Below are 15467 nucleotides of genomic sequence, written 5' to 3' on the forward strand. Positions count from 1 at the left end.
CCCGCGGGGGCAGCGCCGGGAAGCCAGTTCTTCCTGCTTGCCGACTTCATCACGCAGGCGGGCGGCGGCCGAGTGGGCGCCGCCCGCGCCGACGCCCCCGACCGGGCCCTGGAGCGTACGGGGGCCTGCGAGGCGGAGTGCGGGAGCCCGGTCACCTCCGTCGTCGCCGCCTGCGTGACGGCCGATGGCGCCCTCGGCGCGGTGAACGAAATCAACTCCTTTCGCGCCCAGGGCCGCTGACGGTACGCATCCGATCCCTCCGCCCCTTCCGACGTGCCCGCCCGCCGAAACGCCGGGGGAGACCCGAGGGGAGCGTGAGAGGCTACGTCCCAGCGGCTCCCACCGTGCGGACGGAGCCGGACCGCCGCCGACAGATCGGGAGCCAGCGCCCATGACGCATCCGAGCGATCCCGCACCGCGCAACGCCCCCGGCCCCGCGCCCGACGGGGGCGGCCGTCGCCACGGCACGGGCCGCCTGCTGGCCGTGAGCGACGTGCACGCGGCGATGGCCGACAACCGGCGCATCGTGGAGTCCCTGCGCCCCACGTCCGACGCGGACTGGCTGATCGTCGCGGGCGATGTGGCCGAGCAGCCCGAGGACATCCGGTGGGTGCTCGGGCTCCTCGCGGAGCGCTTCGCCCACGTGATCTGGACCCCCGGCAACCACGAGCTGTGGACCCTTCCCAAGGACCCGGTCCAACTGCGCGGCCAGGCCCGTTACGACCATCTCGTCGAGCTGTGCCGGAAGTTGGGGGTCACCACGCCGGAGGACCCCTTCCCGCTCTGGCCGGGGCCGGACGGACCGGTGGCGATCGCCCCCCTCTTCCTGCTCTACGACTACACCTTCCGTGCCCCCGGAACGCACACCAAGGAGGAGTCGCTCGCCGTCGCGCACGAGTCCGGCATCGTCTGCAACGACGAATACCTCCTGCACCCGGACCCCTATGCGACCAGGGACGACTGGTGCCGCGCCCGCGTCGCCGCCACCGAACGCCGGCTCGCGGACCACGACCCCGCGATCCCCCTCGTCCTCGCGGGGCACTGGCCCCTCCTCCGGGAGCCCACCTCGGTGATGTGGTACCCGGAGTTCGCCCAGTGGTGCGGCACCGAACTGACCGCCGACTGGCACCGCCGCTTCAACGTCACCGCCGTCGTCTACGGTCACCTCCACATCCCCCGGACGACCTGGTACGACGGGGTGCGCTTCGAGGAGGTCTCCGTCGGCTACCCGAGGGAGTGGCGGAAGAGGGGGCACCCGCGCGGCCTGCTGCGGCAGATCCTCCCCTACGAGGGCGGGCCCGCCGGACCGGTCCGGACCGGCGCCGGTCCCTCCGCCCAGCGGCACACCTCCGGAGGCACCTCATGATCGAGCGGCTGCTGCCCGCCGACGTGTCCTGCGCGGCCACCCGCGCGGAGACCGTTCCGGACGGGTTCCTCTTCCCGGAGGAGGAGGCGTTGATCGCCAAAAGTGTGGCCAAGCGCAGGAACGATTTCGCCACGGCCCGCGCCTGCGCCCGGCGAGCCATGGCCGGACTCGGTCTGCCCCCGGTGGCCGTGCTCCGCGGCCACCGGGGGAAACCGCTGTGGCCCGAGGGGATCGTCGGCAGCCTCACCCACTGCCACGGGTACCGGGCGGCCGCGCTGGCCCGCGAGGAGGACGTACTGGCGTTGGGCATCGACGCGGAACCGCACGCCCCGCTGCCCGAGGGTGTACGGGAGTTGGTGACGCTGCCCGCCGAACGGGAGCGGATCGGGCCGCAGGCGGCGGAGGGCTCGGGCGCTCTCCACTGGGACCGTGTCCTGTTCTCCGCCAAGGAGAGCGTCTTCAAGACCTGGTACCCGCTCACCGGAACCGAACTGGACTTCCTCGAGGCTGACCTGACGTTCTCTCAGGAGCGGTCCGCGGAGGGGTCCGAGGGGCCGGGGGGTTCCGTCGCGGCCGGCGGCGCCTTCGCCGCCCGGTTGCTCCTCACCGATCCGGCCCTGCCGGAGACGCTGTACGGACGCTGGCTCATCGAGGACGGCATCGTCGCCACCTCCGTGCTGGTCCGACCTGACTGGCGGGCCGGGGAAGGGTCCTGACGCCCCGCCGGTGAAAGACGGGGCGGCCCGCCGAACGGCTCCTGGCGTCGGCGGCCCGCCCCACGCCCTTCCGTACCGCGAACGCCTGCGCTGCATCCCCCTCCCCGCACGGCGAAAGGCCCTCCATCGCCTCGGCCCCGTGCGCGCCCGCACCCCCGGGCGCCGGCGGGCCGGGCCCGCCCCGGCGCGGGGGTTCTCGGCCGCCGGGGCCGCGCCGAGCGGCGCGGCCCCGGTCGGAGGGGGCGGGGAGGCGGCTCAGGCGCGGGCGGCCCCGGGGCCGAAGTCGCCGTTGAGGGCGGCGGCCATCCGCAGGTGCGGGGCGGCGTCGGCGGCCCGTCCCTGGCGCTCCAGGGTGCGGCCGAGCATGAGGCGCGCATAGCTCTCCACCGGGTCGAGGTCCAGGATGGCCCGCAGCTCCTCCTCCGCCCTCCCCAGCCGGGCGGAGTGGTAGTAGGAGCGGGCCAGCAGCAGGCGCGGCGCGACCTGTTCCGGCGCCTCCTCGACGAGTCCGCCCAGGATCCGCGCGGCCGTCACGTACTCCTTGGCCTCGAAGAACATCTGCGCCCGGTCCCACCGGTCGGCGGCGGTGCCGAACTCGTAGTAGGTCTCGGTCTCGCTCACGGATCCTCCTTCGTGTGGTGCGGGCCGTTCCCGGACCGCCCCGCCCTGTGTTCAGCTGCGACAACGCCGCACAATGGTTGAACATTCCACCAAGTGTCCGTCGTGGGGCCCGCCGCTCCCCACCCCGCGAGAATAGGCTGAGCCCCATGAGCAATCTCGATCGTCAGGCCACCCCCTCCGTCTGCGGAGGTCGCGGCTTCGTCGTCGCCGAACCCGTCCGCGAGCTTCTCGCGCCCCGCCGCGTCCGGCTCGGCGAGAGCACCGAGGTCCGCCGCCTGCTGCCCAACCTGGGCCGGCGCATGGTGGGCGCGTGGGCGTTCGTGGACCACTACGGACCGGACGACCTCGCGGACGAGCCCGGGATGCAGGTCCCGCCCCACCCCCACATGGGCCTCCAGACCGTCAGCTGGCTCCACGAGGGCGAGGTCCTGCACCGGGACAGCCTCGGCAGCCTGCAGACGGTGCGCCCCCGCGAACTGGGCCTGATGACGTCGGGCCGCGCCATCAGCCACTCCGAGGAGAGCCCGAAGGAGCACGCCCGGCTGCTGCACGGAGCGCAGCTCTGGGTCGCCCTCCCGGACGCGCACCGCGCCGTCGAGCCGCACTTCCAGCACCACACGGACCTGCCCGCCGTCACCGCCCCCGGCCTGACCGCCACCGTCATCCTCGGCGAACTGGACGGCGCGGTCTCGCCCGGCACGGCGTACACCCCGATCGTCGGCGCCGACCTGACCCTGGCGGGCGGCGCCGAGGCCCGCCTGCCCCTGGACCCCGACTTCGAGTACGCGGTCCTGTCCATGTCGGGCGAGGCCGAGGTCGACGGCGTGCCGGTTCTGCCCGGCTCGATGCTCTACCTCGGCTGCGGCCGCACCGAACTGCCGCTGCGCGGCGTCTCCGACGCGGGTCTGATGCTGCTGGGCGGGGAGCCGTTCGAGGAGGAGCTGGTGATGTTCTGGAACTGGATCGGCCGTTCCCACGAGGAGATCGCCCAGGCCCGCGAGGACTGGATGAACGGTGACCGGTTCGGCCGCGTCAAGGGGTACGAGGGGGCTCCGCTGCCTGCCCCTGAGCTGCCGCCGGTGGCGCTGAAGCCGCGTGGAAGACTTCGCTGACCTGCGGGAACGTTCGAGAACTGCGGGGGGGCGATCGGATGTCGGCCCCGCACCGCGACCGCGCGGGGAAAGCGAATCGACCGGGGACGGCAACATGTGAGGAGCCGTCACCTGGCGTGCACGGGAAGGCGGTTCGCGAAACAGGGTGTTCCTGAGTGGCTGAAAGTCGCCAAGCGCCGTGCGGCCGGGGCAAGGCGGAGCGGAGGAGCCGAGCGCCTCCTACAGTGGGGAGGATTCCGGGCGGTCGGCCCGTGCCGGCTTCCGGAGGTGCCCTCTGTCTCCCCGTCCCCGAGGTGAAGGTCGAGATGAGACCGCCCCTAAAGATCCTGCTGGCTGCGGCCGCCCTCGCGGTGCCCCTGATGGTGCCGATGCCGGCGACTGCGGAGAGTCCGGACCCGGCCGGCGCCGGGGAGAGCCCGGAGACTTCCTACGCGGTGCCGGGCCTGGCGAAGCCGGTCTCCATGACGATCGACACGTGGGGGGTGCCCCACATATCCGCGTCCACCACCGGCGACCTCTTCCAGGCACAGGGGTTCAGCGCCGCGCGGGACCGGCTCTTCCAGATGGACACCTGGCGCCGGAGCGGGCTCGGTGAGCTGAGCGAGGTGCTCGGCAAGAGTTATGTGGAGCACGACCGGGCCGCGCGGCTGTTCCTCTACCGAGGAGACATGGACGAGGAGTGGGCGAGCTACGGCCCGGAGGCCAAGGAGATCGCGTTCCGCTTCACGGCCGGCGTCAACGCCTATGTCGACTGGTTGGAGAAGAACCCGGACGCCGTACCGGAGGAGTTCCGCAAGCTCGGCTACCGGCCCGCGCGCTGGAAGCCGGAGGACCTGGTGCGGATCCGCGCCCACGGCCTCGTCAGCAACCTCACCAACGAGGTCACCCGGGCGAAGCTCATGTGTCTCGGCGGGCCGGACGCGAGCAAGTACCTGGCGAAGCTCGAGCCGAAGCGCAAGCCCAAGGCGCCCCGCGGCCTCGACCTGTGCTCGCTCCCGGACGACGTCCTGGCCGCTTACCAGCTGGCCACGGCCCCGGTGGCCTTCACCAACGGCAAGATGGAGAAGAAGCCCGAGGGGGCGCCGGCGCTGCACGAGGGGGTGGGCGGCAGCAACGCCTGGGCGGTGTCGCCGCGGCGCACTTCCACCGGCAGGCCCATCCTCGCGGCCGACCCGCACCGCGCGAACACCTCGGCGCCCTCGAACCGCTACATCACTCACCTCTCCGCCCCCGGCCTGAACATCATCGGCGCGGGTGAGCCGTGGAACCCCGGGGTCAGCATGGGGCACAACGGGAAGATCGCGTTCGGCCTGACCAACCTGGCCGCCGACCAAGCGGACCTCTACGTGTACGACCTCAAGCCGGGAGACCCCACCAAGTACCGCTACGGCGGCCGCTGGGTATCGATGAACACCGCCGAGGAAGACATCCCGGTGGCCGGGGAGGGCGCGCGGAAGTCGTCGCTCTCCTTTACCAGGCACGGCCCGGTCGTCAAGGTGGACGAGGCGAAGGGCAAGGCGTACGCGGTGCGCACGGTCTGGACGCAGCCGGGCACCTCGGCCTACCTCGGCAGCCTCAGGTTCCAGAAGGCCGGGAACCCCGACGCCTTCTCCCGGGCCGCACGGCACTGGAAGGCCCCGGGATCCAACCTCGTGTACGCGGACAAGAAGGGCGACATCGGGTGGGTGCCCGGCGCGCTCTCGCCCAACCGCGTGGGCAAGGGGTACGACGGGCTGCTTCCGGTGCCCGGCGACGGCCGCTATGAGTGGGCCGGCTTCAGGGACAGCGCCGAGTTCCCCCTCACGCGCAACCCGAAGTCGGGTCTCGTCACCTCCGCCAATGAGTACAACTTCCCCAGAGGCGAGGAGGCGCTCGGATACGAGTGGTCGGAGCGCTACCGCAAGGACCGGATAGAGGAGGTGCTGTCGAAGCAGCGGGGTACCTCCGTCAAGGACACCACGGATCTTCAGAACGACGTGAAGTCGCTCGCGGCCTCCGCGATCCTGCCGTACCTGAAGGATCTGGAGTCCTCCGACCCCACGACGGAGAAGGCGCTGGAGCTGCTGCGCGGCTATGACGGCGTCGCGAGCAAGGACTCGGCGGGGGCGGTCCTCTTCGAGACCTGGATCACCGACGTGCTCTACCCCGCGTGGGCGCGGTCGCTGCTGCCGCAGGAGGCCGCGCAGTACCTGACCCGGGGCAGGCTCATGCAGGACTTCCGCGTCGTGACCGACTCCTTCGCCGCGCCCGAGGAGTGGTTCGGCAAGGAGGGCGCCCGGGCGCGGGACAAGCTGATCCTCGACACCCTGCCCAAGGCGTACAACGAGGTGAGCGGGTACCTCGGCGCCGATCCGGCCAGGTGGCGCTGGGGTTCGGCGCAGATCCACGTGTTCATGCGCCCGCTCGGCGGCCCGTACGTCGGTGCCGCGCAGGCGGACGGCACCTACCACACGGTCCGTATGTCGATGTACCTCCCCAGCGGCTTTCCGAGGATCCAGGTCGCGGGGCCGACCTTCAAGATGGCCCTCGACGTCGGCTCCTGGGACGAGTCGCGCGCCATCAACGCGCCGGGTCAGTCCGGAGACGAACGCAGCCCGCACTACGACGACCTCGCGGCGAAGTGGAACGCGGGCGAGTACTTCCCGCTGCTCTACAGCGAGGCGGCGATCGCGGAGAACGTGGGAACAAGGATCACGCTCAACCCGGGCGGGTGACCGGTGCCACGGGCGTCGGCGGCCGCCCCGGCGCGGCAGCCGGCGCCCGTGGGGCCACGGCGGTGGGCGCCCGCGCTCCCTTGGCCCCCGCCACGGGCGTCGGCCTGTCCCCAAGGGCTGTCCCGCACCCCGGTGACGTATCCGGGAAACCTCGGATCGCGGAGGCGGAAACCCTTGTCGCACCAGCCGGTCAGGATGCGAGACCGGCCGGGTGGACACAGCGGCGCGCTTCCGGCGGACGGTCGTCTCCTGGGCGGCGGGCGACGCGGACACACCGAGGCCGGCGGAGGCCGGAGCCGCCCGTGAGCCGGCGGCCGGACTGGGCCTGCGCACGGTGGTGCTCGTGGAAGGGGTCGGCGATCGGGCCGCAGTCGAGGCCCTCGCCGAACGCCAGGGCCGTACGTTGACCGCCGAAGGCGTCGTGGTCGTCCCCCTGGGAGGAGCCGCCGGCATCACCCGCTTCCTGCGGCTGCTCGGCCCGGACGGCCTCGGCGTCCGCCCCGCCGGCCTCTGCGACGCGGCGGAGCAGCGGTTCTTCCTCCGCGGCCCGGAGCGCACCGGTTTCGGCACGGCGCTCACCCCGGACGACCTGGAGAGGCTGGGTTTCTTCACCTGCCGAGCGGACCTGGAGGACGAGCTGATCCGGACGCTCGGCACGGACGGCGTCCAGCGGGTCATCGACGGCCAGGGCGACCTGCGCACCCTTCGCGTCCTCCAGAGGCAGCCCGCCCAGCGGGAGCGGGCGACCGAGGCGCAGCTACGGCGTTTCATGGGGACCGTCAAAGGGCGCAAGGAGCACTGCGCCCGCGCCCTGACCGAGGCCCTGGACCTCACGCTCCTGCCGAAGCCGCTGGAGGGGCTCCTCGCCCGCCTCTGACATCGCGCCTCAGCGTCGCCCCCCTCCGACCGGCCCGGTCGAGGAGGGGGCGAGGCTGAGGCGGGTGCGCGGTGTCGATCAGGGGCGGGACTCCCCGGATGGCGGCACTTTCCGGCCGAAGCGTCGGTGAGCAGCATGGAGACGGCGGCGGATCCAAGCAGGTCAGAGGGTTGTTTTGGATTGAACCGCCGACGTTCGTCCATATGCTGGACCGGTGGCGCGGCACCCCTGAGCTGCCCGAATGACCATTCGGTCGGTTCGGATGCCGTTCTGCGGCCGGAAGCCGGTCGTCGATGTGCGCCTACTTTCCGCATGCGTAAGACTCCTGTCCGCAATCACGCACCCGACGAAGGAGTCTTCACTCATGCGACGCAATCTGCACACGACCTTCGCAACCCTCACTGCCGGTGCGCTTCTGCTGGGCGGCCTCGCCACCGCCTCCGCCCAGGCCGCACCGGCGGAGGCGGACAGCCTCTACGCACCCTCCGCGCTCGTCCTCGGCGTCGCGCGCGGCGAAGACCCGCTGACCGCGACCGTCGAGCGGGCCGTGACGCTCAGCTGCGCCCCCACCGCCGAGGGGACGCACCCCGCCCCCGCCGCGGCGTGCAAGGAACTGGCCGAGGTCCAGGGGAAGTTCTCCGAACTGGCCGCCGGCCCGTCGAACCGGACCTGCACCCGCCAGTGGGATCCGATCGTGGTGACCGCCCACGGCGTCTGGCAGGGCAAGGCGGTCCAGTTCAGCACCACGTACGGCAACGCCTGTGAAATGGCGGGCAGCATGGGCGGCAACGCGGTCTTCGCCTTCTGATCAACCGGGGCCCCGACCCGGCGGCGCCGGGGTGACGGGAACACACCACACCGTCCCCGCGACCGCCTCGGACGCCCCGCCCCACCCGGCGTGCCCCGCACACGCCCCCGTCCGCGACGACCGGGAGCGCCGCGGTCGCCCCAGCCGTTCCGCCGCGGCCGGCAGCGACCCGCCCCCGGTCGGTTGCCACCGGCCCGAATCCGGCCCCGACCCCGCGTGGCCCCGCTCCGGACCCGGCGTGAACCCGGCCCGCGCCCGGCCCCCGCCGTACCCGGCCCGACGCGCTCCCCGTACGGGCCGTGGGCGCTCCCCGGCCGGTGCGAGATCAGCGGACCGGGTCGAGGAAGACGTCGAAAGCGGCGGGCAGCCGCTTCCACCCCTCCGGCCCCGAGCCGTACTCCGCCTCCGTGAGCAGGCAGGAGTCCAGCAGCCGGGTCAGGCGGTCGCGGTCGAGGCCGGGGGAGACGAAGACCAGGTGCTGGCAGCGGTCGCCGTGCTCGGGGTGCCAGTCCAACGCGGCGGCCGCCCGCCGGTAGGGCGGCGCCATGGACCAGGCGGCGTCGGGCAGTGAGGCGAGCCAGGGGCCGGAGTTCTCCACGCAGAGCGCACCGCCCGCGGCATCCCACGAGAGCAGTGTGTCCGGCCGGTCCGCCAGCCAGAACCGGCCCCGACTGCGGAGGGCGGCGCAGCTCAACTCCTCCAACGCGTCGAAGAGGCGACCGGGGTGGAAGGGGCGGTGCCGCCGCCAGACGAGCGTGGCCACCCCGGCCTCCTCCGTCTCCTGCGGAAGCAGTGCGGAGGCGGGGTGCCGGCCCGCCGCCGCGGCCTCCATGTCGAACCCGGCAAACGCGAGCTGTGCCAACTCACCTGATCCGCACAGCACTTGGCGGGCAGTAGGGTTCAGCTGCCGCAGGAGCGCGCGGTCCTCGTCGTCGGCCGCCGGGTTCGGCGCCACGGCGAGCACGGGTGCGTACTCCGTCTGCCGGGCCCAGGTGTCGCCGACCGTCCGCCGGTCGGCGGGCGTCACCGCGAGCCCGGCCTCGGCCAGGTCGTCGCCGTTGGAGAGGCACGGCAGGACGAGCGTGGGGTCGACCGCCGCGAACACGTTGGTCACCACGGCCGCGTCGGTGTGCGCCGCGATCGCCTCAGCCGTGGAGTCCGGTTCGACGGAGTCCCACAGTTCCAGGACGGCGAGGCGGGTGAGGCCGTCCCCCGCCAGCCGTTCGAGTTCGGGGAGGAGGTCCTCGCGCAGGGCGCAGCAGGCGCAGTCGTTCACCAGCGGCGTCTCGCCGAAAGCGAGTTCGCCGTCGGCGTCGCGCAGCGAGCGGCGGACCGGGCCGCCGGCGGCCGCCGACAGGTCGTGGTGCAGGGCGACGCTGTGCGGGACGTCCCGCAGCAGCTCCTCCACCACGTCGAGGCGCGCTTCGGCGTGCAGGCCGCAGACGATGACGACGGGCAGCCCGGCGGGGTGCGCGCTCACCGGGCCTCGCCGCGCCCGTAGCGGCGTTCGAAGCGCTCGACGCGTCCGGCGGTGTCCAGGACGCGGGCGGTGCCCGTGTAGAAGGGGTGGCTCGCCGAGGAGATCTCCACGTCGACCACCGGATAGGTGTTGCCGTCCTCCCAGACGACCGTACGGTCGCCGGTCATGGTCGAGCGGGTCAGGAACGCGAAGCCGGCGGCCTTGTCGCGGAAGACGACGGGGCCGTAGGCGGGGTGGATTCCGGGCTTCATGGCGATGTCCTCGGGTTCGGATCCGGTGTGCGGAAGTGGGCGGGGCGGGCGGGAGGCGGCCGGCGGCCGCCTCAGCGCTCCTCGCGGAAGTCGACGTGGCGGCGGGCGACCGGGTCGTACTTGCGCAGCACCATCCGGTCGGGGTCGTTCCGCCGGTTCTTGCGGGTGACGTAGGTGTAGCCGGTTCCCGCTGTGGAGCGGAGCTTGATGACCGGGCGTACTTCGTTGCGAGCCATGGGCGCTACTATATGGCAATGGTTTCCATTTTCAATAATGGACCGTCCCGAAGGAGAGGCAGGTACCTTCCATGTCCGCCCACTGCCAACTGACCGGTGCGAAGCCGGGATTCGGCAACGACATCTCCCACTCGCACCGCCGGACGTCCCGCCGGTTCGACCCGAACATCCAGCACAAGCGGTACTGGCTGCCCGGCGAGGGGCGCCATGTGCGCCTCACGCTGAGCGCCCGGGCGATCAAGACCGTCGACCGCATCGGCATCGAAGCCGCGGTCGCGCGCATCCGTGCCCGAGGGGGGAAGGTCTGATGGCGAAGAAGAGCAAGATCGCGCAGAACGACAAGCGCCGGGCGACCGTCGAGCGCTACGCGGCCCGCAGGGCCGAACTGAAGGAGGTCGTCCGGCGGCCCGGTACGCCGGATCGCGAGCGGGCGGCGGCCGTGGAGGAGTTGCGGCGTCAGCCGCGCGACGCGAGCGCCACCCGGGTCCGCAACCGTGACAGCGTGGACGGCAGGCCCCGGGGCTATCTCCGTACGTTCGGCCTCTCCCGGGTCCGGATGCGCGAACAGGCCCACGCGGGGTTCCTGCCAGGGGTGACCAAGTCCTCCTGGTGATACGGGACGCGCCGGGACGGGCGGACCGGGTGGCGACGCGGCGAGGATCGCCGTGCCGCCACCGGCGGCACCGGCCTCAGCGGCCCACCGGGTCCGCGTGCGCCCCGTCCCCGGGGGTGACGAGGGCGAGGTGGCCGCCGTCGTCCAGCGGTGTCGGGAGGGCCACCGTCGTCACCGGCGCCATCCGGTCCGCGTCGAAGACGTGCACCTCGCCGTGGCCTCCCCGGCTCACCGCGACCAGCCCCGACCCGGGCGAGGCGGCGACGGCCCGTCGCTGGACCCCGTCCCACGGCGTCCCGCCGGGGCGGGGGGCGCCGGCCATGGCGGGCAGGGGCAGCCGGGCGCAGACCTCCGGGCGGAACCCCGCCTCCCGGTCCGCGCGGAGCAGGACGAGTTCGTCACCGGCCGGGTGCACCCGGGTGTACGCGATGTGGCGTGCGGTCACCGCGAGTCGGAAGACCAGTCCGGGGCCCAGCTCCAGTCGGCCCGTGGTCCCGGTGTCGAGGTGGTGCCACCAGGCGTCGTTGGTCCACTGCGGCCACTGCCCCGGGTCGGCCGGGCCGCCGCGGACGCAGGACCAGAGCATGCGCCGTACGGGGTCGAGCCGCAGGTAGTAGCCGCGCCCGCCGGAGCGGCCGTCGGCGGACCAGGACAGCGGCGCCTCCGTCATGAGGCCGTCGTCCTGCCGCCGTACGCGGTGCACCCCCGAGCCCGCGGCGGCGAACGCCCGGCCGGTGACCGGGTCGTGGGCGTCCCCGTGCCCGTCGTCGTCCGGCAGGGTGATCCGCAGGGCCGGACCGGCCGGAGGGCAGGAGGGGGCCGAGCGCATCAACGCGCGGTGCCGGTACGCCAGGAGTTCGCCGGGCTCCCGGTGGCGCAGCACCACGAGCGGTGAGGGGCCGCCGAGGACCGTGACCCCCGGTTCGCCGGTCCGTCCCCGTACGCGTACGGCGACCGCGCCGTCCGGTGCGTCGAGGTCGACGGTCGTCAGCAGCCCGGTCCACGCCTCCTCGTTGCGTCCCAGGCCGGTGGTCACCGCGAGGAGCCGCCCTCCCGGGTCCGCCGCCAGGTGCTCGGCCGGAACCGCGACCGGTACGCGGCGCCGGATCAGCGGGCGCCCCGCGTCCGGGCCGTAGGGGTCGAGGAGCAGCAACTCGCCCGCCCGGTCGTCCACGCAGGCGACGAGACCGTCCGGGAGGGCGAGGAAGCCGGCGTGCTCGGAGAGGTGGCGGTGGTTCGCCTCGGCCCGTTCCGTGCCGTCCGGGAGGTCCAACAGGCTGATCCGCCCGGCGACATGGTCGGAGACGAGCAGCCGTGGCGGTGAGGCGGAGGCGGGGGGAGAGAGGGGCGACATGGCGAACTCCTGAGGTGGGCAGGGGTGATGGGGCGGCCGAGGTCGACGGGGCTCGAAGCGCACCGCCGTTCACTTTATTGGAAATGATAATCATGTGTAGAGTTTCGGCTCGTGGCGGGGATCGCTCCCGGGGCTCCGCCGCCGCTGCCGCACGCCCGGGACCGCACAGGAACGTCGAGGGACCGCCGATGCCACGAACCGCGCTGAGAGTCCGCCGCTGGGCCGCGATCGCCGTACTGGGAGGCCTGCTGGCCGGTTGCGGAACCGGGAAGGCCGACACCGGGAAGGCCGACGCCGCAGGGGCGGCGGCCGCTCCGGGGAGCGGGGCCGCGGCCCGTACCGCCACGGACGTGCGGCCCATCGAGGCCGCCACCCGGATCACCGACGCCAAGGGCGTCACGGTCTCCCTGCCGAAACCGCCGGAGAAGATCGTCTGTCTGGTCGCCCTCTGCGACGACATCCTGGTCGAACTGGGCATGAGCCCCGCCGCCACCAACTCCCAGCTGCTGGCCCACCCGGATTTCCTCGGCAAGGAGAAGGCGGCGAGGGTGCCGGCCGTGCCCGGCGGCTTCCTCAGCCCCGAGGTCGAGGCGATCCTGTCCCACCGGCCCGACCTGGTCATCGGTCTGGAGGACACCCACGGGAAGCTGGCTCCCGCCCTGAAGGGCGCCACGGCCTTCTGGCCCGTCCAGCCGGGCTCCTGGCAGGACAGCGTCGGCTACCTGCGGAACCTCGCCGCACTCACCGGCCGCACCGAGCAGGGCGAGAAGGCGGAGAAGACCTTCCGCACCCGCCTGGCGCGGGCGGAGGAGACGAGGAGCGACAGGACCGCGCTGATCGTCTTCGGCAGCGACGAGAACTTCGGCGTGGCCACCCCGGAGACCGACGTGGCGGCCGGACTCTTCCCGAAGATCTCCCACTACCCCTGGAAGAGCCGTGGTATCGACGGCAGTTACAGCCTGGAGGAGATCCTCGCCCGGGACGTCGACGTCCTGTTCGTGGAGACCCTGTCCTTCGGCGCGCCGGACGGCAGGCTCTCCGACAAGCTGGCGAAGAACCCCCTCTGGTCCCGCATCCCCGCCGTGAGGAACGGCAAGGTCGTCGAGGTCGACTCCGAGGTGTGGGCCAAGGGGCGCGGCACCCGCTCCCTGGGGCTCGTCCTCGACGAGGCGACGGCCGCACTGCGGTGAGGCGTCCACCCGTGGCGCTCCTCTGCCTGGGCGCGGCCGCCCTGGGCGGTGCGGTCTGCGCCCTCAGCCTCGGTACGCCGTACGTCCCGCCCGCCGACCTGCCGGAAACGCTGGGGGCCGATGGGCCGGCGGGACTAGTCGTCACCGAACTGCGCCTGCCGCGCCTGGTGTTGGCGCTGGTCGCCGGAGCCTGTCTGGGCGCGGCGGGCCTCGTCCTCCAGGAGGCCCTGCGCAACCCGCTGGCCGTGCCGGAGATGCTGGGCGTCTCGTCGGGGGCCGCGCTGGGCGTCGCCGCGCCGCTCGTCCTGGCCCTGGCCGTCCCGCTCGGACTGCAACCCTTCCTCGCCCTCGCGGGGGCGGCGCTCGGCGGCCTGCTCACCCTGGTCGCCGCCGGGTTCGGGCGCAGCCCCTCGGCCGTGCTGCTGACCGGGGCCGCCGTCGCCGCCGCGCTCCAGGCGGCCCTGCTGGTGCTCATGGTCATGGCCGACCAGCTCGACCTCCAGCTCATCTACCGCTACCTGCTGGGCAGTCTGTCCGCCCGCACCTGGGACGACGTCACCGGCCTCCTGCCCTGGCTCGCCGTGGCCGTCCCGGCGCTGGTGCTGTGTGTGCCGGTGCTCGGCGTGCTGCGGCTCGGCGACGACGACGCCCGCGCGCTCGGCGTACGGGTGGAGCGGGCGCGGGTGGCCGCCCTGGGCATCGCCGTCGTCCTCATCGCCCCCGTCGTCGCGGTCTGCGGGCCGGTGGCCTGGGTCGGCTTCCTCGCCCCGCACCTCGCCCGCCGCCTCCGGCCGGGCGCGGGTGCGGCCGGATGGCTCGCCCGGTCCGCCGCGTGCGGCGCGGTCGTCGTGCTCTGCGCCGACCAGCCGGCCCGGCTGGCGCTCGCCCCGGTCGAGACGCCCGTCGGCGCGTGGACGGCCCTGGTCGGAGTGCCGGCCGGGGTGCTGCTGCTGAAACGGGGGAGGCGGCCCTCACGGGGCCGGGAGCCGGACGGCGCCGCCGCGCCGGGGGCCCCGGTGGGCCTCCCGGCTCCCGTCCTGCGGAAGGCGGAACGATGAGCGCGGTGGAGACGGCGCCCCGCCCCCCGGCCCCCGCCCGCCGCGCGCTGCGCGTCCCGGGCGTCCGGATGGGCCTGCTGGGCCTGCTGGTCGCCGCGGTGGCCTGCGCCGGTCTGTTCGCCGGCCGGGGCGTCGCCCCCGAAGACGTACGGGCCGTGCTGCTCGGGGCCTCCGCCGATCCGACGACCGAACACATCGTGCTCCGACTGCGGCTGCCCCGGGTGCTGGTGGCGCTGGTCGCCGGGGCCTGCCTCGGGGTGGCCGGGCTGGTGCTCCAGTCCGCGCTGCGCAACCCGCTGGCGGGCCCCGAGGTCACCGGCGTCACGCCGGGCGCGGTGCTCGGCGCGGTGACCGCGACCGGCCTCGGCCTCGCGGGCTGGGATTCTCCCGCGGCGGTGGTCGTGGCGGCCTGTCTCGGCGGCTTCGCCGGAGCGGGGCTGCTCTGGCTGCTCGCCGGACGGGACCGGGGCGACCCGGAGCAGACCGCCGTCCACGGGGTCCTCGTGTCGGCGGTGCTCGCCGGCCTCACCGCGGTCGTCCTCCTGGTGGCCCCCGGTGAACTCGGCAGCGTCGTGCAGTGGTTGATCGGTTCCACCGAGGGGCGGGTCTGGCAGCACGGGAATCTGCTGTGGCCGTGGGCGGCCTTCTGGGGTGCGGCGGCCTGGCTGCTCGCCGGCCCGCTGACCCTGTTGCGCTGCGGCGACGAACAGGCGTCCGCCGCCGGGCTCGCCATCGGCCGGGGGCGGGGGGCGGCGCTCGTGTGCGCGGTGGCGCTGACGGCCGGAGCCGTCTCGGCCGTGGGCGCGCTCGGCTTCGTGGGGCTGCTGGTGCCCCATCTGGCGCTGGCCGTCTTCGGGGCCGACCTGCGGATCGCGCTGCCGGGCGCCGCCCTGCTCGGTGCGGCGGTGGTGTGCGGTGCGGACGCGGCCGCCCAACTGCTGTCCCCGCTGCTGGCGGCCGCCTTCGGCGCGGACCGGCTGACCCTCCCGGTCGGCGCCCTGACCACCTGCGTGGGGGCGGGACTGCTGCTGGCCGTGGCGCGACGACGGGCGGACGAGCGATGAAGGAGAG

General features: G+C 73.7%; 17 protein-coding genes. 12 read left to right on the forward strand and 5 right to left on the reverse strand.

Translation table 11 applies throughout. The features are described from left to right. The first annotated feature begins 72 nt into the window (after positions 1-72). The 3 genes from ACH4K1_RS18375 to ACH4K1_RS18385 all read left to right on the forward strand — a co-directional run bounded on the left by ACH4K1_RS18375 (position 73) and on the right by ACH4K1_RS18385 (position 2082). Complete coding sequence (locus ACH4K1_RS18375) at positions 73-240, forward strand: hypothetical protein (RefSeq protein ID WP_398090336.1); 168 nt, start codon at positions 73-75, stop codon at positions 238-240. Between the two features lie 151 nt (positions 241-391). Next, positions 392-1366 carry a metallophosphoesterase family protein gene (locus tag ACH4K1_RS18380; protein ID WP_398090337.1) on the forward strand — a complete coding sequence of 325 codons (975 nt, stop codon included), beginning with the start codon at positions 392-394 and terminating at the stop codon, positions 1364-1366. Then, positions 1363-2082 carry a 4'-phosphopantetheinyl transferase gene (locus tag ACH4K1_RS18385; RefSeq protein WP_398090338.1) on the forward strand — a complete coding sequence of 240 codons (720 nt, stop codon included), beginning with the start codon at positions 1363-1365 and terminating at the stop codon, positions 2080-2082. Before ACH4K1_RS18380 ends, ACH4K1_RS18385 begins: the two co-directional genes overlap by 4 nt. Positions 2083-2337: 255 nt before the next feature. On the opposite strand, the gene ACH4K1_RS18390 is transcribed toward ACH4K1_RS18385, so the two are convergent. After that, on the reverse strand, positions 2338-2703 hold the full coding sequence (locus ACH4K1_RS18390; protein WP_398090339.1) for a tetratricopeptide repeat protein: 366 nt from the start codon (positions 2701-2703) through the stop codon (positions 2338-2340). Between the two features lie 146 nt (positions 2704-2849). Here ACH4K1_RS18390 and ACH4K1_RS18395 point away from each other — a divergent pair, with 146 nt between their 5' ends. From ACH4K1_RS18395 to ACH4K1_RS18410, 4 genes are all read left to right on the forward strand, one after another. Next, positions 2850-3815: a pirin family protein gene (locus ACH4K1_RS18395; RefSeq protein ID WP_398090340.1), complete on the forward strand. Its 966-nt coding sequence runs from the start codon at positions 2850-2852 to the stop codon at positions 3813-3815. A gap of 305 nt (positions 3816-4120) precedes the next feature. Then, complete coding sequence (locus tag ACH4K1_RS18400; protein WP_398090341.1) at positions 4121-6529, forward strand: penicillin acylase family protein; 2409 nt, start codon at positions 4121-4123, stop codon at positions 6527-6529. 211 nt (positions 6530-6740) lie between these two features. Continuing rightward, a complete protein-coding gene (locus tag ACH4K1_RS18405; RefSeq protein WP_398090342.1) occupies positions 6741-7406 on the forward strand; it encodes a TOPRIM nucleotidyl transferase/hydrolase domain-containing protein in 666 nt (221 codons plus the stop codon). 364 nt (positions 7407-7770) lie between these two features. Continuing rightward, entirely contained in the window at positions 7771-8214 is a 444-nt protein-coding gene (locus ACH4K1_RS18410; protein WP_398090343.1) for a subtilase-type protease inhibitor, read from the forward strand. Positions 8215-8539: 325 nt separating this feature from the next. Here the strand turns inward: ACH4K1_RS18410 and ACH4K1_RS18415 are convergent, their stop codons facing one another. From ACH4K1_RS18415 to rpmG, 3 genes are all read right to left on the reverse strand, one after another. Beyond that, a complete protein-coding gene (locus tag ACH4K1_RS18415; protein ID WP_398090344.1) occupies positions 8540-9694 on the reverse strand; it encodes a CobW family GTP-binding protein in 1155 nt (384 codons plus the stop codon). Then, positions 9691-9945 (reverse strand): type B 50S ribosomal protein L31, encoded by a 255-nt coding sequence (locus ACH4K1_RS18420; RefSeq protein WP_228993924.1) that lies wholly within the window; start codon positions 9943-9945, stop codon positions 9691-9693. The genes ACH4K1_RS18415 and ACH4K1_RS18420 overlap by 4 nt, the downstream gene beginning before the upstream one ends. 71 nt (positions 9946-10016) lie before the next feature. Then, entirely contained in the window at positions 10017-10181 is a 165-nt protein-coding gene (gene rpmG, locus ACH4K1_RS18425; protein ID WP_003964410.1) for a 50S ribosomal protein L33, read from the reverse strand. Positions 10182-10252: 71 nt separating this feature from the next. Between rpmG and rpmB the strand changes: the two genes are divergently transcribed. Both rpmB and rpsN read left to right on the forward strand, forming a co-directional pair. Continuing rightward, positions 10253-10489: a 50S ribosomal protein L28 gene (gene rpmB / locus ACH4K1_RS18430; RefSeq protein ID WP_228993929.1), complete on the forward strand. Its 237-nt coding sequence runs from the start codon at positions 10253-10255 to the stop codon at positions 10487-10489. Beyond that, positions 10489-10794 (forward strand): 30S ribosomal protein S14, encoded by a 306-nt coding sequence (gene rpsN / locus ACH4K1_RS18435; RefSeq protein WP_145800387.1) that lies wholly within the window; start codon positions 10489-10491, stop codon positions 10792-10794. The genes rpmB and rpsN overlap by 1 nt, the downstream gene beginning before the upstream one ends. A 76-nt stretch (positions 10795-10870) precedes the next feature. Here rpsN and ACH4K1_RS18440 read toward each other — a convergent pair whose 3' ends face one another. Next, entirely contained in the window at positions 10871-12148 is a 1278-nt protein-coding gene (locus tag ACH4K1_RS18440; protein ID WP_398090345.1) for a hypothetical protein, read from the reverse strand. A gap of 188 nt (positions 12149-12336) precedes the next feature. On the opposite strand from ACH4K1_RS18440, the gene ACH4K1_RS18445 reads away from it, so the two are divergent. The 3 genes from ACH4K1_RS18445 to ACH4K1_RS18455 are packed head-to-tail and all read left to right on the forward strand — an operon-like array spanning position 12337 to position 15460. Further along, positions 12337-13338, forward strand: a complete 1002-nt coding sequence (locus ACH4K1_RS18445) for an ABC transporter substrate-binding protein (protein WP_398090346.1) — start codon at positions 12337-12339, stop codon at positions 13336-13338. Continuing rightward, the gene (locus tag ACH4K1_RS18450) at positions 13335-14396 is read left to right on the forward strand and encodes a FecCD family ABC transporter permease (protein WP_398090347.1); all 1062 of its coding nucleotides are present in this window, start codon (positions 13335-13337) and stop codon (positions 14394-14396) included. The genes ACH4K1_RS18445 and ACH4K1_RS18450 overlap by 4 nt, the downstream gene beginning before the upstream one ends. Then, positions 14393-15460, forward strand: coding sequence for a FecCD family ABC transporter permease (locus ACH4K1_RS18455; RefSeq protein WP_398090348.1), 1068 nt, complete (start codon positions 14393-14395; stop codon positions 15458-15460). Before ACH4K1_RS18450 ends, ACH4K1_RS18455 begins: the two co-directional genes overlap by 4 nt. Positions 15461-15467 lie beyond the last annotated feature (7 nt).

The organism is Streptomyces sp. NPDC017448 (assembly GCF_044330565.1).
In the GTDB taxonomy this organism is placed as follows: domain Bacteria; phylum Actinomycetota; class Actinomycetes; order Streptomycetales; family Streptomycetaceae; genus Streptomyces.

Coding starts and splice junctions, on each gene's coding strand:
- ACH4K1_RS18420 (WP_228993924.1), bottom strand. CDS start 9,945: ATGAAGCCCGGAATCCACCCCGCCTACGGCCCCGTCGTCTTCCGCGAC.
- ACH4K1_RS18385 (WP_398090338.1), top strand. CDS start 1,363: ATGATCGAGCGGCTGCTGCCCGCCGACGTGTCCTGCGCGGCCACCCGC.
- ACH4K1_RS18380 (WP_398090337.1), top strand. CDS start 392: ATGACGCATCCGAGCGATCCCGCACCGCGCAACGCCCCCGGCCCCGCG.
- ACH4K1_RS18445 (WP_398090346.1), top strand. CDS start 12,337: ATGCCACGAACCGCGCTGAGAGTCCGCCGCTGGGCCGCGATCGCCGTA.
- rpsN (WP_145800387.1), top strand. CDS start 10,489: ATGGCGAAGAAGAGCAAGATCGCGCAGAACGACAAGCGCCGGGCGACC.
- rpmB (WP_228993929.1), top strand. CDS start 10,253: ATGTCCGCCCACTGCCAACTGACCGGTGCGAAGCCGGGATTCGGCAAC.
- ACH4K1_RS18440 (WP_398090345.1), bottom strand. CDS start 12,148: ATGTCGCCCCTCTCTCCCCCCGCCTCCGCCTCACCGCCACGGCTGCTC.
- ACH4K1_RS18400 (WP_398090341.1), top strand. CDS start 4,121: ATGAGACCGCCCCTAAAGATCCTGCTGGCTGCGGCCGCCCTCGCGGTG.
- ACH4K1_RS18395 (WP_398090340.1), top strand. CDS start 2,850: ATGAGCAATCTCGATCGTCAGGCCACCCCCTCCGTCTGCGGAGGTCGC.
- rpmG (WP_003964410.1), bottom strand. CDS start 10,181: ATGGCTCGCAACGAAGTACGCCCGGTCATCAAGCTCCGCTCCACAGCG.
- ACH4K1_RS18455 (WP_398090348.1), top strand. CDS start 14,393: ATGAGCGCGGTGGAGACGGCGCCCCGCCCCCCGGCCCCCGCCCGCCGC.
- ACH4K1_RS18410 (WP_398090343.1), top strand. CDS start 7,771: ATGCGACGCAATCTGCACACGACCTTCGCAACCCTCACTGCCGGTGCG.